This is a genomic window from Massilia sp., assembly GCF_032106685.1.
In the GTDB taxonomy this organism is placed as follows: Bacteria; Pseudomonadota; Gammaproteobacteria; order Burkholderiales; family Burkholderiaceae_D; genus Telluria.
The window spans coordinates 51,703-71,467 of sequence record NZ_DAMCPG010000028.1; the positions used below are offsets into that span (position 1 = coordinate 51,703).

At 65.9% G+C, this 19,765-nt stretch carries 17 protein-coding genes, 1 tRNA gene and 1 pseudogene; 10 read left to right on the forward strand and 9 right to left on the reverse strand.

The annotated features are described in order from the left end of the window. Positions 1–153 precede the first annotated feature (153 nt). Positions 154–238, reverse strand: a tRNA-Leu gene (locus RT688_RS15620). Between the two features lie 364 nt (positions 239–602). Here RT688_RS15620 and rnr point away from each other — a divergent pair. The 4 genes and pseudogenes from rnr to RT688_RS15640 all read left to right on the forward strand — a co-directional run. Further along, a pseudogene (gene rnr, locus RT688_RS15625) lies at positions 603–3,137 on the forward strand (ribonuclease R); the annotation flags it as partial. A gap of 674 nt (positions 3,138–3,811) precedes the next feature. Next, a complete protein-coding gene (gene rlmB, locus RT688_RS15630) occupies positions 3,812–4,555 on the forward strand; it encodes a 23S rRNA (guanosine(2251)-2'-O)-methyltransferase RlmB (RefSeq protein ID WP_313705770.1) in 744 nt (247 codons plus the stop codon). Between the two features lie 279 nt (positions 4,556–4,834). Further along, positions 4,835–5,572, forward strand: coding sequence for a serine O-acetyltransferase (gene cysE, locus RT688_RS15635; protein WP_312550545.1), 738 nt, complete (start codon positions 4,835–4,837; stop codon positions 5,570–5,572). A gap of 8 nt (positions 5,573–5,580) precedes the next feature. Beyond that, entirely contained in the window at positions 5,581–6,255 is a 675-nt protein-coding gene (locus RT688_RS15640) for a YceH family protein (RefSeq protein ID WP_313705771.1), read from the forward strand. Between the two features lie 89 nt (positions 6,256–6,344). On the opposite strand, the gene RT688_RS15645 is transcribed toward RT688_RS15640, so the two are convergent. The 5 genes from RT688_RS15645 to RT688_RS15665 form a co-directional block, all read right to left on the reverse strand. After that, on the reverse strand, positions 6,345–7,229 hold the full coding sequence (locus RT688_RS15645; protein ID WP_313705772.1) for an alpha/beta hydrolase: 885 nt from the start codon (positions 7,227–7,229) through the stop codon (positions 6,345–6,347). A gap of 76 nt (positions 7,230–7,305) precedes the next feature. Continuing rightward, entirely contained in the window at positions 7,306–8,061 is a 756-nt protein-coding gene (locus RT688_RS15650) for a hypothetical protein (RefSeq protein ID WP_313705773.1), read from the reverse strand. Between the two features lie 2 nt (positions 8,062–8,063). Next, positions 8,064–9,059: a hypothetical protein gene (locus RT688_RS15655; RefSeq protein WP_313705774.1), complete on the reverse strand. Its 996-nt coding sequence runs from the start codon at positions 9,057–9,059 to the stop codon at positions 8,064–8,066. Next, the gene (locus RT688_RS15660) at positions 9,056–9,913 is read right to left on the reverse strand and encodes an ABC transporter ATP-binding protein (RefSeq protein WP_313705775.1); all 858 of its coding nucleotides are present in this window, start codon (positions 9,911–9,913) and stop codon (positions 9,056–9,058) included. Before RT688_RS15660 ends, RT688_RS15655 begins: the two co-directional genes overlap by 4 nt. Then, on the reverse strand, positions 9,910–10,278 hold the full coding sequence (locus tag RT688_RS15665) for a GntR family transcriptional regulator (RefSeq protein ID WP_312550539.1): 369 nt from the start codon (positions 10,276–10,278) through the stop codon (positions 9,910–9,912). The genes RT688_RS15660 and RT688_RS15665 overlap by 4 nt, the downstream gene beginning before the upstream one ends. A 594-nt stretch (positions 10,279–10,872) precedes the next feature. On the opposite strand from RT688_RS15665, the gene pepA reads away from it, so the two are divergent. Beyond that, positions 10,873–11,745, forward strand: coding sequence for a flocculation-associated PEP-CTERM protein PepA (gene pepA / locus RT688_RS15670; RefSeq protein WP_313705776.1), 873 nt, complete (start codon positions 10,873–10,875; stop codon positions 11,743–11,745). A gap of 90 nt (positions 11,746–11,835) precedes the next feature. Here the strand turns inward: pepA and RT688_RS15675 are convergent, their stop codons facing one another. From RT688_RS15675 to RT688_RS15685, 3 genes are read right to left on the reverse strand one after another with little or no spacing between them, the layout of a single operon-like run. Continuing rightward, positions 11,836–12,594 (reverse strand): UDP-2,3-diacylglucosamine diphosphatase, encoded by a 759-nt coding sequence (locus RT688_RS15675; RefSeq protein WP_313705777.1) that lies wholly within the window; start codon positions 12,592–12,594, stop codon positions 11,836–11,838. Between the two features lie 50 nt (positions 12,595–12,644). Beyond that, the gene (locus RT688_RS15680; protein ID WP_313705778.1) at positions 12,645–13,139 is read right to left on the reverse strand and encodes a peptidylprolyl isomerase; all 495 of its coding nucleotides are present in this window, start codon (positions 13,137–13,139) and stop codon (positions 12,645–12,647) included. A gap of 38 nt (positions 13,140–13,177) precedes the next feature. Continuing rightward, positions 13,178–13,768 carry a peptidylprolyl isomerase gene (locus RT688_RS15685; RefSeq protein WP_409521925.1) on the reverse strand — a complete coding sequence of 197 codons (591 nt, stop codon included), beginning with the start codon at positions 13,766–13,768 and terminating at the stop codon, positions 13,178–13,180. 293 nt (positions 13,769–14,061) lie between these two features. Between RT688_RS15685 and cysS the strand changes: the two genes are divergently transcribed. The 5 genes from cysS to RT688_RS15710 all read left to right on the forward strand — a co-directional run. Further along, a complete protein-coding gene (gene cysS, locus RT688_RS15690; protein WP_313705779.1) occupies positions 14,062–15,468 on the forward strand; it encodes a cysteine--tRNA ligase in 1,407 nt (468 codons plus the stop codon). Next, positions 15,468–16,148 carry a DNA-3-methyladenine glycosylase 2 family protein gene (locus RT688_RS15695; RefSeq protein WP_313705780.1) on the forward strand — a complete coding sequence of 227 codons (681 nt, stop codon included), beginning with the start codon at positions 15,468–15,470 and terminating at the stop codon, positions 16,146–16,148. Before cysS ends, RT688_RS15695 begins: the two co-directional genes overlap by 1 nt. Positions 16,149–16,244: 96 nt before the next feature. Further along, on the forward strand, positions 16,245–17,222 hold the full coding sequence (locus RT688_RS15700; RefSeq protein ID WP_313705781.1) for an acetyl-CoA carboxylase carboxyltransferase subunit alpha: 978 nt from the start codon (positions 16,245–16,247) through the stop codon (positions 17,220–17,222). 13 nt (positions 17,223–17,235) lie between these two features. After that, positions 17,236–18,645, forward strand: a complete 1,410-nt coding sequence (tilS, locus tag RT688_RS15705) for a tRNA lysidine(34) synthetase TilS (RefSeq protein WP_313705782.1) — start codon at positions 17,236–17,238, stop codon at positions 18,643–18,645. A gap of 247 nt (positions 18,646–18,892) precedes the next feature. Beyond that, a partial coding sequence (locus RT688_RS15710) for an aspartate kinase (RefSeq protein WP_313705783.1) occupies positions 18,893–19,765 on the forward strand: 873 nt, incomplete at its 3' end.

Genomic DNA, 19,765 nt, shown 5'->3' on the forward strand with positions numbered 1-19,765 from the left:
CGCGGCACATGGACCTGAACCATGCGCGTCTACCAATTCCGCCACGTGGGCACTGATTACTGCTAACACTGATCTTGCTTTACGCGTGGGTTCGAGAACCCACCCTACGATCAATGGTACTGCTTGCTACTGCGGATTGCACTTCCGGTAGAGTGGTGCCCACGGAGGGACTCGAACCCCCACACCTCGCGGCACATGGACCTGAACCATGCGCGTCTACCAATTCCGCCACGTGGGCACTGTTACTGCGTTTGCTGCTGAAGCTGATACAATATCAGGCTTTGTCGTTTTTCGCTAGATCAACTTCTGTTGTTCTCGCTACCAAACTGCCTCATACGGTGCTTCTTTTCCTTCGCTTCACAATGCTGTCGTTGCGAAAGAGCCGAGATTATAGCGGAAGGATGGCAAAAGTCAAAAACCTCCTGCAAGGACTGCAAGCGATCCTTTTTTGTCCCGCCATCCGTTCGCCGGGCAGTGTTTCATGGAGCACGCTTCGTTAGGCGAATCCCGTGGTCCTCCGTTACACTACGCCTGTCAAGGTGTCAATCCAACCACGGTGCCGGCCGCTCCGGCATCTATATAAAAGAATTCAAGAAAACGATTTGAAGCAACCAACTCATACCATTCCTAGCCGAGAGGAAATCCTCGGCGTCTTTCGCGACGCCGGCACGCCGCTCGACGCAGCCGCCCTCGCACGAGCACTGAAGGTGAAGCCCGCCGCCCAGGAAGTCCTGGGCCGCCGCCTGAACGCCATGGAGCGCGACGGCCAGATCCGCGCCGACCGCGACGGCGTCTATGCCCTGGCGGACCAAGCCGGCTTCATCGCCGGTCGCATCAGCGCCCACCGCGACGGCTTCGGCTTCGTGATCCCCGAAGAGCCCGGTCCCGACCTGTTCCTGAACGATAAGGAAATGCAGAAGGTCCTGAATGGCGACCGCGTGCTGGCGAAAGTCGTCGGCACTGACCGCCGCGGCCGTCCGGAAGGCACGATCGTCGAAGTCGTCGAGCGCGCCAATACCCACGTCATCGGCCGCCTGCTCAACGAAGGCGGCGTCTGGATCGTCTCGCCCGAGGACCAGCGCATCAGCCAGGACATCCTGGTCGCCGGCTCCCCAGGCAAGGCGCGCGCGGGGCAGGTCGTCAGCGTCGAGCTGATCGAGCAGCCGGCGCGCTTCCAGCAGCCGACCGGACGCATCGTTGAGGTGCTCGGCGAACTGGACGACCCGGGCATGGAAATCGAGATCGCCGTGCGCAAGTTCGGCGTGCCGCACGTGTTTTCCGCCGCCGCGCTGAAGCAGGCCAACAAGCTGCCGAACGAAGTGGTCGATGCCGACCTGTCCAACCGCGTCGACCTGCGCGACGTGCCGCTGGTGACGATCGACGGCGAAGACGCGCGCGACTTCGACGACGCCGTCTACTGCGAACCGGTGAAGATCGGCCGCGCCAAGGGCTACCGCCTGCTGGTGGCGATCGCCGACGTCAGCCATTACGTCAAGCCGAACGACGGCCTGGACGGCGACGCCATCGAGCGCAGCACCTCGGTCTACTTCCCGCGCCGCGTGATCCCAATGCTGCCCGAGAAGCTCTCGAACGGCCTGTGCTCGCTGAACCCGGCCGTCGACCGCCTGTGCCTGGTGTGCGACATGGTTGTCACCGCCAAGGGCGAAGTCACCGCCTACCAGTTCTACCCGGCCGTGATGCACTCGGCCGCGCGCCTGACCTATAACCAGGTCGCCGAAGTGCTGGCGGATCCGCAGGGCGAGGAAGCCGCGCGCCGTCCGGCCATCGTGCCGCACCTGCTGAACCTGAACGCGGTGTTCCATGCGCTGCTCGGCGCGCGCCAGGAACGCGGCGCGATCGACTTCGAGACCACCGAGACCTACATCGTCTGCAATGCGATGGGCAAGATCGAGAAGATCATCCCGCGCACCCGCAACGACGCGCACCGCCTGATCGAGGAATGCATGCTGGCCGCGAACGTGTGCGCGGCCGACCTGCTGATCCGCCACAAGCACCCGGGCACCTTCCGCATCCACGCCGTGCCGACCGAGGAAAAGCTGAACCAGCTGCGCACCTTCCTCAAGCAGGCCGGACTGAACCTGGGCGGCGGCACCAAGCCGGCCGCTTCGGACTACGCCGCGCTGATGCGCGAGATCAAGGAGCGCCCGGACGCGTCCCTGCTCCAGACCATGCTGCTGCGCTCGATGCAGCAGGCCGTCTACAGCCCGGACAACGTCGGCCACTTCGGCCTGGCCTACGAGGCCTACGCCCACTTCACCAGCCCGATCCGCCGCTATCCCGACCTGCTGACGCACCGCGCCATCAAGGCCATCCTTCAGGGCAAGCGCTACGAGCCGAAGGGCATCGACCTGTCGAAGCTGAACACGACGGTCTCGAACGCCGCCCGCAAGCAGGCCGCCAAGGACAAGGCGGAAGGCAAGGCCAAGGACGAAAAAGATCTGACGATCTGGGACGCCCTGGGCGTGCACTGCTCGGCCAACGAGCGCCGTGCCGACGAAGCCTCGCGCGACGTCGAGGCCTGGCTCAAGTGCTTCTACATGCAGGACAAGCTGGGCGAGGCCTTCACCGGCACCGTGGCCGGCGTGACCACCTTCGGCATTTTCGTGCAGCTCGACGAGCTCTACGTCGAGGGCCTGGTCCACGTGACCGAGCTCGGCCAGGATTACTTCCAGTACGACGAAGCGCGCCACCAGCTGCGCGGCGAGCGCACCGGCAAGAGCTTCGGCCTGACCGACCGCGTGGTCGTGCAGGTGGCCAAGGTCGACCTCGAGTCGCGCAAGATCGACTTGGTGCTGGCCGACGAGTCGCGCCTGGGCGAGGCGCCCGAGCCGGCGCAGGCGCGCCAGCCGGCGCGCGGCAACGAAGGCAGGGGCAAGGGCAGGCAGGAGCGCGGCGACAGGCCGGCACAGGCGAACGGCGGCGCAGCGCGCGCCGATTCCGCCCCCGCCCTGGAAACCAAGCCCGCGGGCAAGTCGAAACGTTCGCGCCGCGCCCGCAAGGAAGCGGCGGAACTGGCGCGCCAGCAGGCCAATGGCGGCCGCACCGAAACGCGCGACAACGAAGCCGGCGCCGTGAGTGCCGAAGGCGGCAAGTCCAAGCGTTCGCGCAGCGCGCGCAGGAAGGCTGCGGCCGAGCTGGCCCGCCAGGCCGCGAATGGCCAGGCCGACAAAGGCGTCCAGACGGAAGTCGACGCGGTCGAGGTGGTCGAGGCGCCGCAAGCGCCGGCACTGCCGCAAGCATCGGAAGGGGCGCCAGCCCAGCGACAGCCTCAGCCGGACCAGGGCATCGCCGACGAGGCTGCGGCGCCAGCCAAGCCAAGCCGCAAGCGCAAGGCAGTCGTTGCCCAGGCGCCCGAGGCGCAGCCCGACGCGGTGCCTGAAGCGGCCGCCGCGCCTGCAGCGCAGCCAGCGGAAGCGCCAGCGGCGCCGGCGCCGAAGCGCACCCGTGCAGCCAAGGCCGCCAAGGCCGCGCCGGAAACCCCGGCGCAGGCACCGCAGGCACCACAGGCCGAGACCGCCGTCGAGGCAGTCGCCGCGGCCACGCCGGTCGCCGCCAAGCGCGTACGCCGCAGCAAGGCCGCCGAGCAGGCAGCCGCGCCCGCACTAGCCCCTGCGGAGGCGATCGCCGCCGCAGTCGACAGGCCGGCCAAGCCGAAGCGCACGCGCGCTGCGAAAACGGCCGTCGTGGCAGAACCAGAGAGCGTTGCCGCCAAGAGCAGCGCCAGGAAGAAGCCGGCCGCCAAGGCCGACAGTACCGCATCCAAAACGAGTTCCAGGAAAAGAAGTAAAGAATGAAGAACAAAATGATTTTCGGTTTCCACGCGGTGACCTCGCGGCTGCGCCACGAGGCCCAATCGGTGGAAGAGATTTTTGTGGACGCCGAGCGTAACGACGCCCGCATGAAGGCGCTGATCGCCAGCGCCAAGGATGCCGGCGTGCGCGTCATGCCGGTCGACGCCGCCCGCCTCGACAAGATCGTCGGCACCCGCCGCCACCAGGGCGTGATCGCCTTCGCCAGCCAGCTGGCGCTGGCGCGCAACCTGGACGAACTGCTCGATGCCATCGAGGGGCCGCCGCTGCTGCTGATCCTGGACGGCATCACCGATCCGCACAACCTCGGCGCCTGCCTGCGCGTGGCCGACGGCGTCGGCGCGCACGCGGTGATCGTGCCGAAGGACCGCGCGGTCGGCCTGAACGCCACCGCCGCCAAGGTCGCCAGCGGCGCCGCCGAGACCGTCCCCTACATCACGGTGACGAACCTGGCGCGCACCATGCGCGAGCTGAAGGAACGCGGCATCTGGCTGATCGGCACCTCGGACGACGCCGACAAGGGCCTGTACGAAGCCGACTTCACCGGCCCGGTCGCGCTGGTGATGGGCTCGGAAGGCGAGGGCATGCGCCGCCTGACCCGCGAGACCTGCGACCTGCTGGTGTCCATCCCCATGTTCGGCTCGGTCGAGAGCCTGAACGTCTCGGTCGCCTCGGGCGTCTGCCTGTATGAGGCCCGCCGCCAGCGCGTGGCGCGCGAAGGCTGATTCGGCTGTTCATCGCCGCTTTCCGAAGCCGGCCCGTCGTTTCCAGCGTGATGTGAACGCGTGGACGGCAGAGCCGTCCACCCTACGGGTCTCCAGCGGTGTCCACGCACAGCTGGCAGCAGGACGTAGGGTGGACGGGTTTTCCGTCCACGCGTTCAACGCACACATGCAGACCAGCGTCGTCCGCTCGCCTGCGTTCCCTCTCAAGAATTGCCCCCTCCCCAAGCAAGCAACAGCCGGATAAGCTACCATTGCCGCTGTTTTGCTTCTGTACTTATTATGTTTTCCTCGTTGCGCGAAGATATCAAGAGCATCATCGAACGCGACCCGGCCGCCCGTAACGGCTGGGAAGTGCTCACGTGCTATCCCGGCCTGCATGCCATCGTCCTCCACCGCTGGGCGCATGGCTGCTGGCGCATGAACCTGAAGTGGCTCGGCCGCTTCATTTCCCACATCGCGCGCATCTTCACCGGCATCGAGATCCACCCGGGCGCCACCATCGGCCGCCGGGTCTTCATCGACCACGGCTTCGGCGTCGTGATCGGCGAAACCGCCGTGGTGGGCGACGACTGCACCATCTACCAGGGCGTCACCCTGGGCGGCACGACCCTCGTGGCCGGCACCAAGCGCCACCCGACGCTCGAGCGCGGCGTGATCGTCGGCGCCGGCGCCCAGGTGCTGGGCGCGTTCACGGTCGGCGAGTTCGCCAAGATCGGCTCGAACGCGGTTGTGGTCAAGCCGGTCCCGGCCGGCGCCACCGCGGTCGGCAATCCGGCCCACATCATGCGCAAGGAAGAGCAGTCGAGGAGTGCCCGCATGTTCGCCGCCTACGGCGTCACGCCAAACGGCGACGACCCGCTCTCGAAGGCCTTGCGCGGCCTGATCGACCACGTCGCGCGCCAGGACGAGCAGATCGAATGCCTGACCGCGACCATCAAGGCGGCCGGCATTGCCTGTCCGAACGTGCGCGAGGGTGATAAACTCGACTCGGCCGAACTGAACCGGCTGGTCGACTGAGGAAACCCATGACTGATGAAGTGAAGGACGGAGCGGACTCCGTATTGGATCCCTTCGAGATCCGCGTGCTCGCGGTGCTCGCCGAGAAAGAAGCGCTCACCCCCGACAACTACCCGATGTCGCTGAATGCGATCGTCACCGGCTGCAACCAATTGTCCAGCCGCGATCCGGTGATGCAGCTGTCGGACGACACCGTCCACGACACCCTGCAGCGCCTGATCGAGCGCCGCCTGGTGAACGGCATCACCCAGGCCGGCGCGCGCGTCACCAAGTACGAGCACCGCATGCGCATCAAGTGGACGCTCGAGCAGGACAAGGTGGCCGTGCTCACCGTGCTGATGCTGCGCGGCCTGCAGACCGCCGGCGAGATCCGCACCCGCACCGGGCGCCTGCACGAATTCAAGAGCGTGGCCGAGGTCGAGGCCGTGCTGCAGTTCCTGATCGATAAATACCCGCCGATCGTCGCCCGCCTCGAGCGCGCGCCTGGCACCAAGGAGCCGCGCTACGGCCAGCTGCTCGGCGGCGAGATAGCCGTTGCGCGCGAGGACTCCGCCTTCGGCGCCGCTGCCGCGCCGGCGCCATCGAGCCGCATCGGCCAGCTGGAAGCCGAAGTGGTCGCGCTGCGCGCCGAGGTCGCCGAGCTGAAGGCGCAGTTCGAGGCCTTCCGCCAGCAGTTCCAGTAAGCGGCTACCGCCGATCCAGGCAGCGCCCGAGGCGGCACCCTTGTCTGGTGCGGCCTCGGGCGTTCTTTCATGTTGCCGCCGCCGGCGCCTCAGCGGCCGGCCTGCGCCGTCTTCCCGTCCGCCGCCGCGATCACCTTGCGCACGGCCTCGATCACCAGTTCTGGCTCCTCGAGCTGGATGTTGTGGCCGCTCCGCGTAGTCACCACCTGCGTGCCCGCGCTGAACTGGCGCACGAAGTCCGCATGCAGGTCGCGTTTGATCGCCAGTGCCTCCGGCGTCTCCAGGAAGAACTCCGGCTTGTCGGCCTGGCGCATCGCGGTCAGCACGACCGTCGGCACGTCGGGCAGCCTGCCGGCCAGCGGCAGCTTGCCGCTGTCGAGCACGGGCTGCAGCAGTTTCAGCTCGGGCTGGAACTTCGCCGGCACGATGGCGGCAAAGGCGCGCTCGTCGGCCGCCGCGCGTTCGGCGTCGAGCCTGCGCAAGGCCGGGTTGAAGCGTTCGTCGCTGGGGTCGACCAGCACCAGGCCGGCTATCTGGCCCGGATGGCGCGCCGCGAACGAACGCGCCAGCAGGCCGCCGTACGAGTGGCCGACCAGGACGAAGGGCGGCGCGAGCCTGGCCGCCGCGATCAGCTGTTCGAGTTCGTTCGTGCTTTGTTCGATGCTGCGCGGCTCGGGCCGCGCGTCGGACTTGCCGTGACCGGCGCGCGAATAGGCGACGACGCGCGCGGCATCGGCCAGCGCCGGCGCCACCTTGCGCCAGGCGCCCATGCCGGTGCCGAAGCCCGACTCGAAGATCACGGTGTAGCGGCCGCTGCCGGCGCTGGACATCTCGACCAGGTAGGGACGGGCGCCGACGGCGACCAGTTCGGCCGCGGCCGCGGCCGGCGGGGCCACCGGCGCCGGCGGCTGCGCCTGGGCGGCGGCGCAGGCCATGACGAGCAGGGGAAGAAGCGTGCTGACCAGGTGTTTCATGCGTGCTCCGATAGGGTGGTAAACGTGGTTCGTGGCCGGCCCCGCGAGGCCGGGCGATACATCGCCACGGTCCGGCTCAGGGCACCCCGGCAGGGGCCGCCGGCGCGCCGAATTCCAGCTCCACCAGTGCTTCGTCGCTCCAGCTGGCGTCGCTGAGCGCCACGTCGAAGCTGGTCTTCCTGGCTTCCAGCGGCTGGCTGCGTTCGCCTTCGCGCAGCGTCGCCGCGACGATCGGCGCCCCGGCGTCGAAGCCCACTTTCGGCGGGTCCTCGAGGGTGAAGCCGCACCAGTCGCGGGTACGCAGCACACCGTTGATCGCCAGCACCCAGAGCAGTGACATCTCTTCCTTGGCGATGGCTACCGTTACCCGGCATTCGAGGCGCAAGTCTCCGAGGCGGCGCACGTTGTCGGGCAGGCCCGGGGTGCGCACGTCCGGCTCGACACGGTAGAACCTGTGTTTCTGGTTCAGCGCCAGTTCGCCGTCGGCGTCGACTGCCGCCTCGCTGCGCGGCACCGTGAAGCGGTTGGCGGCGTCGAGCGCGAGCGGCAGGACGAAGCCGTCCTCGCCCTCGATGCGCACGCGCGGCTGTTCCGGCATCCCGGCGCCGCGCAGCGCCCTGATCCGGAAACGCAGCGCGGGCACGTCCGGCGCCAGCGCATGGTGCTTGTCGAAGCTGTCCAGGCCGGCGAGGATGGCCTTGTACTTGTGGACTTCCGGCTTGCGGATACCGTTCACCTGGATGGCGTCGGGCTCGTCGAGGCCCGGCACCGCGGCGGCGCCGCCGCACACGAGCAGGGCGCCGAGCGCGCCGGCGGCGAGGGCGCGGCGCATGCTCAGCCCTCGTCGCGCCAGCGGCGCAGGCGGATGGCGGCGACGATCATCGCGATGCCGGCCACGGCGCCGACCCACAGTTCCGGCCGCGCCAGGCTGCCCCAGGAGGCGCCGAGCACCGACAGCATGTCCACGCCGTGCTGGTCGCGCAGCGGCAGGGCGGTGCCGCCGTCCATGAACCAGGCGCCGGGCACCAGGCCGAGCAGCAGGGTTTCGAGCACGTTGTTGATGATCCAGTCGGCGTTGATGGTGGCGCCGTACAGGGCCAGCAGGTAGTCCATCCATTTCAGCAGGACGGCGGCGATCAGCGGCACGCCGACGGCCCACAGGAAGACCTTCGACTTCGCCCAGCTCGACACCAGCAGCAGCCAGCCGGCGCAAGGCAGCGCCCACAGGATGTAGACCGGGATCATGGCCAGCAGGTAGACCGGCGACAGGTACAGGTTGATGTTGCTGAGCACCGGGCCGAACAGGTTCAGGCCCTGGTGGCTGGCGGCCACGCCGCCCAGCATCAGGATCAGGAAGGCGGCGGCGCTGGCGATGACGATCGTGATCGCCGGCGCCAGCACCAGCGCGGTCACCAGCTTCGACAGCACGGTCGTGGCGTCGGAGATCGGCAGCGACTTCCAGAACAGGATGCTGCGGTCGCGCCGGTCGTCGTAGAGCGCGCCCAGGCAGTAGAAGAAGGCGACCACGGGCAGCACGATGAAGATCGGCGCGCCGGTGGCGATGTAGTTATTGGCGGCGACGTCGGCGATCTGGGTGCGGGTATGGCGGTCGGCCAGGCTGGCGATCTTCGAGCCGCTGGCGCGGTGCACTTCCTCGCCGTTGATCGAGACGGTCACGCTGTCGCCGTCGAGCTTGCCGGTCGAGATGCCGTAGCCGATCATGCCGCCGACCAGCACCACCATGAGCACGGCCGCGATCAGCGGCGCCCAGACGAAGCCGCCCTTGTGTTCCCAGAACTCGCGGCGCAGCAGCCATTTCATCGTATTCATGCGTAGGTTCCTTTCATGGTTGCCACGAACAGGTCGGCGACGCTCGGGTTGCGCGTTTCGCCGAGGGCGGACAGCTGAGCGCGCGAGACGCCGTCGAACAGCATCACCGACTTGCCGAACACGGTGCGCTGGTCGATCGGCTGCAGCGCGTTGGCGGCATTGACCTTGTCGGCCGGGACCATCACTTCGATGTAGCGCTCGCCGACTTCGTCCATCGAGGCGGCCAGCACGATCTTGCCGTCGCGGATGAACATCAGGTCGGTCAGGATGTGCTCGACTTCCTCGACCTGGTGGGTGGTGATGACGATGGTCTTGTTCTCGTCGAAATAGTCTTCCAGCAGGTTCTGGTAGAACTGCTTGCGGTAGATGATGTCTAGCCCGAGGGTCGGCTCGTCGAGCACGAGCAGCTTGGCGTCGATCGCCATGACCAGCGCCAGGTGCAGCTGGACGATCATGCCCTTCGACATTTCCTTCACTTTCATCGCCGGCTTGAGCTTGGTGTTGGCGATGTAGCGCTCGGCGCGGGCACGGTCGAAGCGCGGATGGATGCCCGCCACGAAGTCGACCGCGTCGCGCACCCGCAGCCAGCGCGGCAGGATGGCGACGTCGGCGATGAAGCACACGTCCTGCATCAGGGCGTCGCGCTGGGTGCGCGGATCGAAACCCATCACGCTCAAGCTGCCCTCGAAGGGAATCAGGCCCAGCGCGGCTTTCAGGGTGGTGGTCTTGCCCGAACCGTTGGGACCGATCAGGCCGACGATGCGTCCGGCCGGGATATCGAAGTCGATGCCGTCGATCGCCGTCTGCTTGCCGTAGCGCTTGGTCAGGCCGCGGGCCGAGATCACGGCGCTCATGCCGCACCTCCCGGTTCCGCAGTGCGCAGCAATTGCTCGACGTTCAGGCCCAGCAGGCGGATGCGCTCCACCATCGCCGGCCATTCCTCGCTCAGGAAGCGTTCGCGTTCGCTTGCGAGCAGTTTTTCGCTTGCTCCTTCAGTGACGTACATGCCAATTCCCCTTCTTTTTTCTACTAGGTTTTCGTCGACCAGCTCCTGGTAAGCCTTGGAGACGGTGATCGGGTTCAGCTGATATTCGGAAGCTACTTGTCGCACCGAAGGAAGGGGATCCCCCGCCTTCAGTACGCCGTCGAGCATCATGCCGATCACCCGGTCCTTGAGCTGGCGGTAAATCGGTGCATTGTCGTTCCAGCCGATGTTCATGCTCGGCCTCCCTGTCGTTCCGGCGCTGGCACATGATCCTGCATGTCTGGCTCCCTGTTGAGTAAATGCGTTGGTGTTGTAGTGAAGTATGACACCAGCATGCACGGCAAGCGCGGGAATGCGACAAGCTGCAAAAAAGCGGGGCCGGACGGTCGAAAACACGCACTAAAGCGGGCCCGGCGGTTGATGGCGCCGCCGCGTTGGCGCACGGCCCGGCGGCCACGATCCCAGGCGCATAATAGAGGATTTTGCTGGTCGGAAAACTAACGAAATATTGCGCAGCGCAATATCGATTCCACGCGCGGAAGGCCTGGGCCGGGAAAGGCGCGCTGTCTCCGCGTCACGGGGCGATGTTACAAAGACGGAACGATTCCTCGCAAAAAGCGCCCATACGGATGAGTTTTCTTCGTCTTCAGGCTTGCCGGGAGCAGGATTCTACTGTCGAGGTCAGAATTTCTTACACTGATCGCTTCGGAATTAACACTTTCGGGTGTAAGTCCTTGATTCGCAAGCTTGTCAGTACGCGGGTATGGCGCTTGCTTCCTGTGCGATGCGGTGTGGATGGCCGCTTAATCACTGACGAGGATCTTCATCATGAAATTTCTGAAGAAAATGGCTTGTGCTGCAGCTGTTGCGATGTCGATGGGCGCTGCCCAGGCGGCGCCGGTCCTGAACGACTGGGTATTCAACCCGACCGGCGACGGCTACGAAAGCGGGCAGGTGATCAACGAATACCTGGACGTGAACGGCAATGCCTTCATCAACCTGACCCCCACCGGCGACACCAGCTTTACGTTCACCGAGCATGCCGTGTTCAACATTTCGCAGGCGGACTCGAACGGTGTCCTGTTCCCGCTTGCCTACCCGGGCGGAAATATCAGCGCGGTATTCGAAGCGACCGGCACCGGCAACTTCAGTGGCGCCTTTACCTTCAGCGGGGGGACGATCCGCATGTACCAGAACCCGGTCAACGGCCAGTATGGCAGCGCGAACGGGATCTACGGGGCCAACCTGGGCAACCTGATCGCGAGCTTCGACGTGCTGGCCGGCGGCGGCGGCCTGGTCGACGCCAGCGGCAGCCCGACCACCAACGGCCAGGTGAGCGTGTTCGCCCGGGCCGAAGCTGGGGCGCTGGCGCCGGGCTACTTCTTCCTCGACGGTGGCGAAGACCTGTCGGGATCGGCGGTGCTGGCATTCGCCTTTACGAACGCGAACACCGTCGGTGACCCGACCGACCGCCTGGTCGATGAAGTCGCCTGCGAATATGCCGGCTTTGGCGGCCCGGGCTGCGACGGCACCGCTTACGAGAACGCACCGGGCGACTATTTCTTCCTGTCGACCAATGGCCAGTTCAAGCTGAACGAGGTCGAAGGTGGGGAAGTGCCGGAGCCGGGCTCGCTGGCGCTGTTCGGCATCGCCATGCTGGGCGCCGGCATCGCGGTGCGGCGCCGCGCCGGCAAGGCTTGACGGCCCGGATGCAGGAGAGGGGAAGCCTGGATGCGACAAGAGCGGGCTTGCCCGCTCTTTTCTTTGTTACCGCTGTTTTCCCGCCCGTTCTTACGCGATAACGCCATCGAGCCCGTGGCGCCGGATCGCGCCGTCTTCGGCGATGGCGATCCAGCCGCCGCGCGGCGGCGCGGCATCGAGTTCCCAGTCGGGCAGCACGTAGCGCAGGCGCTCGCCGTGGCGGTGCAGGGCGGGGCGGTGGGTGTGGCCGTGGATCAGGACATCGGCGCCGGTGGCGTCGAAGACCGCCTCGATCGCGTCAGGCGTGACGTCCATGATCTCGCAGGACTTCGTGGTGTGGGCTTCGCGGCTGCCTTCGCGCAGGCCGGCGATGATCGCCTTGCGCTGGGTCAGCGGCATGGCCAGGAATTGCTGTTGCCAGGCCGGATTGCGCACCATGGCGCGAAATTCCATGTATTTGGTGTCGAGCGTGCACTCGGCGTCGCCATGCACGAGGGCGATGCGTTGCCCGCCGATATCCGTCACGTAGGGCTCGGCCAGCAAAGTCAGGCCGGCCTCGTCGGCAAAGCCTCGCCCGACCAGGAAGTCGCGGTTACCGGCCATCCAGAACAGCGCGACGCCGCTGTCCGCGAGCGAGCGCAGGGCGTGCGTGATGCGGGCGTGGAAGGGCGTGTCGAGATCGTCGTCGCCGGCCCAGTATTCGAAGATGTCGCCGAGCAGGTAGAGCTGGCGCGTGTGCGTGGCGTGTGCCTCCAGGAAGCGGAAGAAGGCCTCGGCGGTGCGTGGGTGGGATTCCTGCAGGTGCAGGTCGGAAATGAAAAGCGCGAGCGTGCGCGCGGGAGTGGCCATCGTGGTGCTGTGGTGTGTGATCCCGCGCGCCTTTCTAACGAATTACCGGATTACTGGACGACTTCGACTTTTTCGATGACGACCGGCTCGACCGGCACGTCCGAGTGCATGCCCGAGCGCGAGGTGGCGACGCCGTTGATCGCGTCGACGATGTCCATGCCCGAGGTGACCTTGCCGAACACGGCGTAGCCCCAGCCGTCCTGGCCCGGGTAGTTCAGGAAGTCGTTGTTCTTGGTGTTGATGAAGAACTGGGCCGATGCCGAGTGCGGCGCCGAGGTGCGGGCCATGGCGATCGTGTACTTGTCGTTCTTCAGGCCGTTCTTGGCTTCGTTCTCGACGGTGGCGTCGGTGGCTTTCTGCTTCATGCCCGGCTCGAAACCGCCGCCCTGGATCATGAAGTCCTTAATGACGCGGTGGAAGATCGTGTTGGTGAAGTGACCCTTGTTCACGTAGTCCAGGAAGTTGGCAACGGTCTTCGGCGCCTTCTCGGCGTCCAGTTCGACGGTGATGTTGCCCTTGTTGGTGGTCATGATTACGGAGGTCATGTGATGTCCTTTTTGTTTGAATGCGAAATGTGCAACCGTTATTTTACAAGCTTATCGCCCGACAGGAGGGTCGCGTTCTGGATCACGACCGGCACCACCGGCACGTTCTGCATGCCGCGCACGTCGTCGACGACCACGTTCTTGATCTTGTCGACCGTCTCGAAGCCCTTCACCACGCGTCCGAACACGGTGTAGCCGTGGCCGTCCTCGCCCGGATAGTCGAGCCCGGCATTGTCGTTGGTGTTGATGAAGAACTGCGAGGTCGCCGAGTTCGGGTTGGCGGTGCGCGCCATCGCCACCGTGTAGGGCTTGTTCGACAGGCCGTTCTGCGATTCGCTCGGGATCGGCTTCCTGACGCCCGGCTTGTCGACCAGCTTCTCGGTGTAGCCCCCGGCCTGGATCATGAAGTCGCTGATGACGCGGTGGAAGACCGTGCCCTTGTAGAAGCCGGATTTTACGTACTGCAGGAAGTTCGCGGTGCTCTTCGGCGCCTTTTCCTGGTCGAGTTCGAGGACGATCTCGCCCATCGTGGTCTTCAGCGCGACCTGGGGATTTTCGAAGGCCAGTGCCGCGGCCGGCATCGACAGGGCGCCGGCGGCAAGCACCGCGGCGGCAGTGATGCGCGCCATCAGCGGGGTGGCAAATCGTGCGAATGGGGTCTTCAAGGCTTCTCCTCGGTGGACGTGGCGCAATGCCGTGTCAAGTCTTTTACAGAAAAATAAACCTGAGCCGTAGGCGGCCAGTCGGGATTTTATCAATGCTATACTTTGCGCAGAACGTCCCATTCTATCAAGAAGAACAACAACGAGGGTCCTGACGGTCTCGACGCAAAGCACCATCTCCCGGCGCGCGCCTCCTTGGCAGCCGTGCCCGGCATTCGCATTGCTCGGGTGTCCCGTCCCCTCTCGAATCATCACCACCAATGAGCCAATTAAAGATCTATAACACGCTGGCGCGCGAAAAACAGGTATTCGTTCCGATGGAGGCCGGCAAGGTCGGCATGTACGTCTGCGGCATGACCGTCTACGACTACTGCCACGTCGGGCACGCGCGCATGATGATGGCGTTCGACGTCATCTATCGCTGGCTCATGGCTTCCGGTTACGACGTCAAGTACGTACGCAACATCACGGACATCGACGACAAGATCATCAAGCGCGCGGTCGAGAACGGCGAAACGCTGTCCTCGCTGGTCACGCGCTTCACCAACTACATGGACGAGGACACGCAGGCGCTTGGCATCCTGCCGCCGAACGTGGTCCCGCGCGCCACCGAATACGTGCCGCAGATGCTTTCGATCATCGAAAAGCTCGAAGAAAAGGGCCTGGCGTACAAGAGCGAGGATGGCGACGTCAACTACGCGGTGCGCGGCTTCGAGGGCTACGGCAAGCTCTCGGGCAAGTCGCTCGACGACCTGCGCGCCGGCGAGCGCGTCGACGTCAATACCGGCAAGCGCGATCCGCTCGACTTCGTGCTGTGGAAGGCCGCCAAGGAATCCGAACCGCTTGAGGCCAAATGGGATTCGAAGTGGGGCCGCGGCCGTCCGGGCTGGCACATCGAGTGCTCGGCCATGTCCTGCGCCACGCTCGGCGAGCGCTTCGACATCCACGGCGGCGGCCAGGACCTGCAGTTCCCGCACCACGAAAACGAGATCGCCCAGAGCGAAGGCGCCTTCGGCGGCACCATGGTGAACTACTGGATCCACAACGGCTTCGTGCGCGTCGACAACGAGAAGATGTCCAAGTCGCTGGGCAACTTCTTCACGATCCGCGACGTGCTCAAGAAATACGACGCCGAAGTGGTGCGCTTCTTCATCCTGCGCGCCCACTACCGCAGCCCGCTGAATTACTCGGACGTGCACATCGACGATGCCAAGGGCGCGCTGACGCGCCTGTACACCGCGTTGGCGGATTTCGATCTCGGCAGCGAAGCGCTTGATGTCGACTGGAACGAGGAGCACGCCGTGCGCTTCCGCGAGGCGATGGACGATGACTTCAACACGCCGCTGGCCGTGGCCGAGCTGTTCGATCTGGCAAGCGAGGCGAACCGCACCAAGTCGCTCGCGACCGCGCGCCAGCTGAAGGCACTGGCCGGCGTGCTCGGCCTGCTGCAGCGCGCACCCCAGGACTACCTGCGCGGTGGCGGCGGCACCGAGGCGGGCGAGGGCGGCCTGGACGAGGTCCGCATCGCCGGCCTGATCGCCGAGCGCGCCGCCGCCAAGAAGGCGCGCAATTTCGCGGACGCCGACCGCATCCGCACCGAACTGACTGCTGCCGGGATCATCCTCGAAGACAAGCCGGACGGGACGACGAACTGGCGTCGCGCATAATGGCAGCGGAACAGGACAAGGGCGGCCTCGACACGCCGGAGCTCGAGGTTCCGGCGTACTGGGCGGAGGCGAAAGCGGAACTGATGCGGCGCGACCGCATCATGAAGCGCCTCATCCCGCAGTTCGGGGACATGCACCTGAAGGGCCATCCCGATCCCTTCACCACGCTGGCGCGCTCGATCGTCGGCCAGCAGGTCACGCCGAAAGCGGCCGACGCCGCCTGGACCAAGCTCGGCCAGGCCTGCCCGAAGATGACGCCAAGCCAGGTCATCAAGCTCGGCGCCGAGCAGCTCGGCGCCTGCGGCCTGTCCAAGCGCAAGACCGAATACATCCTCGACCTGGCCGACCATTTCAAGGCCAAGCGCGTGCACGCCAACCTGTGGTCGCAGATGGACGACGAGGCGGTGATCGCCGAGCTGGTCCGCATCCGCGGCATCAGCCGCTGGACAGCGGAGATGTTTTTGATATTTAATCTGCTCCGGCCGAACGTCCTGCCCCTGGACGACGCCGGCCTGATCCAGGGCATCAGCCAGAACTATTTCTCCGGCGAGCCGGTATCGCGCAGCGATGCGCGCGAAGTGGCGGCGAACTGGGAGCCGTGGCGCACGGTGGCCACCTGGTACCTGTGGCGCAGCCTGGACCCCGTCAGCGGGGCCGATGCCGCGTCCGATACGGTCTAGGGTACGGTAAAATAGCGCCGAACGAACAGCACAGCATGATGCGCCAAGCCCGCAGGCAGCCCCGGCGCCGCGGCACAAGAACAACCCGGAGGTACAATGACTAAAACAACTTTCCTCAGTTTTGAGCAGCCGATCGCCGAGCTCGATACGAAAATCGAAGAGCTCCGCTTCGTCCAGGACGATTCGGCCGTCGACATCTCGGAAGAGATCGACCGCCTGGCCAAGAAGAGCCAGCAACTGACGAAGGATATCTACGCCAAGCTCACGCCCTGGCAGGTTTCCCAGATCGCGCGTCATCCGCAGCGTCCCTACACCATGGACTACGTGAACGCGATCTTCACCGACTTCCACGAGCTGCACGGCGACCGTACCTTCGCGGACGACCAGTCGATCATCGGCGGCCTGGCGCGCTTCAACGGCCAGGCCTGCATGGTCATCGGCCACCAGAAGGGCCGCGACACGAAGGAGCGCGCGATGCGCAACTTCGGCATGCCGAAACCCGAAGGCTACCGCAAGGCCATGCGCCTGATGAAGCTGGCGGAAAAATTCAACCTGCCGATCTTCACCTTCGTCGACACCCCGGGCGCCTTCCCGGGCATCGACGCCGAAGAGCGCGGCCAGTCGGAAGCGATCGGCCATAACCTCTACGTCATGGCCGAGCTGAAAGTGCCGCTGATCGCCACCATCATCGGCGAAGGCGGTTCGGGCGGCGCGCTGGCGATCGCCGTCGGCGACGCGGTGCTGATGCTGCAATACGCAACCTATTCGGTGATTTCGCCGGAAGGCTGCGCCTCGATCCTGTGGAAGACCTCGGAGCGCGCCTCCGACGCGGCCGACGCCCTGGGCCTGACCGCGCACCGCCTGAAGGCGATGGGCCTGATCGACAAGATCATTAACGAACCGCTGGGCGGCGCCCACCGCGACCCGAAAGGCATGGCGCAAATGCTCAAGCGCGCACTGGCCGACACCCTGCGCCAGTTCCAGGGCATGAAGACCAAGGACCTGCTCGAAGCCCGTCACCAGAAGCTGATGGCCTACGGCAAGTTCAAGGAAACCACGCCAAGCGAAGAGTAAGCGGTCATTCGTAGTGAGTCGTCCTGAAGCCGGGCGCGTCCCGGCCACTTTCGCGCGCGCGCTCGACGCGTTGCGCGCGCAGTCTTCCCCTTCCTCCCTCGCACTTGCCTGCAGCGGCGGCCTCGACTCGATGGTCCTGCTGCACCTAGCCTCGACCTGGTGCCGCGCGCACGGCGTCAAGCTGTTCGCCTTCCACGTCCACCACGGGCTCAGTCCGAACGCCGATGCCTGGCTCGCGCACGTCGAGGCGGGCGCGGCGGCGCTGGGCGTTGCCAGCGACCATCGCCGCGTGCAGGTCGACAAGCGTGGTTCCGGCACCGAGGCCGCCGCGCGCAAACTGCGCTACCGCGCGCTGGGCGAGATGTGCCGCGCGCATGGCGCCACGCTGCTGCTGACCGCCCACCATCTCGACGACCAGGCCGAAACCGTGCTGCTGCAACTGCTGCGCGGATCCGGCCCCGCCGGCCTGTCGGGCATGGATGCGGCCAACAGCGCGCCCGAACTGCTGGGCAACCCCGAGTTGGTAATGGCGCGGCCCCTGCTGCCGCTGGCGCGCGCCGAGCTCGAAGCCTATGCCGCCGAGCATGCGCTGGCCTGGGTCGAGGACGAATCGAACCTGGACCCGCGTTACGCCCGCAACGCGTTGCGCCACCAGGTGATGCCGGCCCTGGCGCAAGCCTTCCCCGGCTTCCAGCAGCGCTTCGCGCGCAGCGCCGCGCACGCGCAGTCGGCCCAGCGCCTGCTGGACGAGCTGGCCGAACAGGACCTGGCGGCGAGCCTGGTGGACGATGCCGTCGACGTCGCCCGCCTGCGCGCGATGAGCCTGGACCGCGCCTACAACATGCTGCGCCACTGGTTCCGCGTGCGCGGCCTGGCCATGCCTTCGACCGCCTGGCTGGTCGAGATGGTGGCGCAGTTGCTGGAAGCGCGCCACGACGCCCAGTTGCTGGTCACGCATCCGGCCTGCCACATCCGGCGCCACCGCGACCGCCTGTACATCACGCCGAAGCTGGCCGACTTGGCCGGCATGCGCGACCCCGACGACGAGGGCGTGATCGAGAAGTTCGGCGAAAGTTTCACCTGGCGCGGGGAAGGGCAGCTGGCCTTCCCGGCCTATGGCGGCGTGCTGCACTTCGAGCCGGCCGAGACGGGTTTCGACGCCGCCTGGCTGCGCGCCCAGCCGCTGGTCATCGACTTCCGCAAGGGCGGCGAACGCCTGAAGCTGGCGCCGAACCGCCCGACGCGTAGCCTGAAGGTGCATTACCAGGCGGTCGACGTGCCGGCCTGGGAGCGCACGCGCCTGCCGATCGTCAGCGCCAACGGCGAACTGCTGTACGCCGCCGGGCTGGGCATGGATTGCCGCCGCTTCGGCGACGCCCCGGCCGCGCTGGTTGCCCTGCGCTGGCAATCCGGGGACGCCTGAGCGGCCTTCCACGGCTGGCCTGCATGCCGGCCTTGACGCCGTATCGGCTGCAGCGGCGGCCGGCGGCGCACCTCCTCCTTCACGACGTGCCCCCGAACTGCGGGGCAGGATAGTTTCTATTCGAAAACCGTATTACTTTATTTGTATTCCGTATAGCTTTTCGGACTTAGTCCCTTGTGATTTTGCGCTGCAACATGCTAGAGTAAGTATCCCCTTTGATCCTTCACAAGCTGGAAAGCTTACAGTTATGGCTTTAATTGTCCACAAATACGGTGGTACGTCGATGGGCTCGACGGACCGTATCAAGAACGTTGCGGCCCGCGTCGCCAAGTGGCATGACGCCGGGCACAAAATCGTCGTGGTGCCGTCGGCGATGTCGGGCGAAACGAACCGCCTGATTGGTCTTGCCAAGGAAATCATGGCCCAGCCCGACCCGCGCGAACTGGACATGATCGCCTCGACCGGCGAACAGGTTTCGGTCGGCCTGCTGGCGATGGCGCTGCTGGCGATCGGCAAGGACGCCGTTTCCTACACCGGCTGGCAGGCCGGCATCCGCACCGACTCGGCCTTCACCAAGGCCCGCATCCAGTCGATCGACGACTCGCGCGTGCGTGCCGACCTCGACGCGGGTAAGATCGTGATCATCACCGGCTTCCAGGGCGTGGACGAAGAGGGCAATATCTCGACCCTGGGCCGCGGCGGCTCGGACACCTCGGCCGTGGCGATCGCCGCCGCGCTGAAGGCCGACGAATGCCTGATCTACACCGACGTCGACGGCGTCTACACCACCGACCCGCGCGTGGTGCACGAGGCGCGCCGCCTGGAAAAGATCACGTTCGAGGAAATGCTGGAACTGGCCTCGCTCGGCTCGAAGGTGCTGCAGACGCGCTCGGTCGAGTTCGCCGGTAACTACCAGGTCCCGACGCGCGTGCTGTCGTCGCTGACCGATCCCCTGATGCCGCTGGCCGAGGAAGCCAATTCGGGCACCCTGATTTCGTTTGAGGAAGAAAGCAACATGGAACAAGCCGTCATCTCCGGTATCGCCTTCAATCGCGATGAAGCCAAGATCACCGTCCTGGGCGTGCCGGACAAGCCGGGCGTGGCCTTCCACATCCTGGGC

Bases quoted from the DNA above. Each gene is read 5' to 3' on its own strand.
- rlmB (WP_313705770.1), top strand. From the start codon at position 3,812: ATGAAGAACAAAATGATTTTCGGTTTCCACGCGGTGACCTCGCGGCTG.
- cysE (WP_312550545.1), top strand. From the start codon at position 4,835: ATGTTTTCCTCGTTGCGCGAAGATATCAAGAGCATCATCGAACGCGAC.
- RT688_RS15640 (WP_313705771.1), top strand. From the start codon at position 5,581: ATGACTGATGAAGTGAAGGACGGAGCGGACTCCGTATTGGATCCCTTC.
- RT688_RS15645 (WP_313705772.1), bottom strand. From the start codon at position 7,229: ATGAAACACCTGGTCAGCACGCTTCTTCCCCTGCTCGTCATGGCCTGC.
- RT688_RS15650 (WP_313705773.1), bottom strand. From the start codon at position 8,061: ATGCGCCGCGCCCTCGCCGCCGGCGCGCTCGGCGCCCTGCTCGTGTGC.
- RT688_RS15655 (WP_313705774.1), bottom strand. From the start codon at position 9,059: ATGAATACGATGAAATGGCTGCTGCGCCGCGAGTTCTGGGAACACAAG.
- RT688_RS15660 (WP_313705775.1), bottom strand. From the start codon at position 9,913: ATGAGCGCCGTGATCTCGGCCCGCGGCCTGACCAAGCGCTACGGCAAG.
- RT688_RS15665 (WP_312550539.1), bottom strand. From the start codon at position 10,278: ATGAACATCGGCTGGAACGACAATGCACCGATTTACCGCCAGCTCAAG.
- pepA (WP_313705776.1), top strand. From the start codon at position 10,873: ATGAAATTTCTGAAGAAAATGGCTTGTGCTGCAGCTGTTGCGATGTCG.
- RT688_RS15675 (WP_313705777.1), bottom strand. From the start codon at position 12,594: ATGGCCACTCCCGCGCGCACGCTCGCGCTTTTCATTTCCGACCTGCAC.
- RT688_RS15680 (WP_313705778.1), bottom strand. From the start codon at position 13,139: ATGACCTCCGTAATCATGACCACCAACAAGGGCAACATCACCGTCGAA.
- RT688_RS15685 (WP_409521925.1), bottom strand. From the start codon at position 13,768: ATGGCGCGCATCACTGCCGCCGCGGTGCTTGCCGCCGGCGCCCTGTCG.
- cysS (WP_313705779.1), top strand. From the start codon at position 14,062: ATGAGCCAATTAAAGATCTATAACACGCTGGCGCGCGAAAAACAGGTA.
- RT688_RS15695 (WP_313705780.1), top strand. From the start codon at position 15,468: ATGGCAGCGGAACAGGACAAGGGCGGCCTCGACACGCCGGAGCTCGAG.
- RT688_RS15700 (WP_313705781.1), top strand. From the start codon at position 16,245: ATGACTAAAACAACTTTCCTCAGTTTTGAGCAGCCGATCGCCGAGCTC.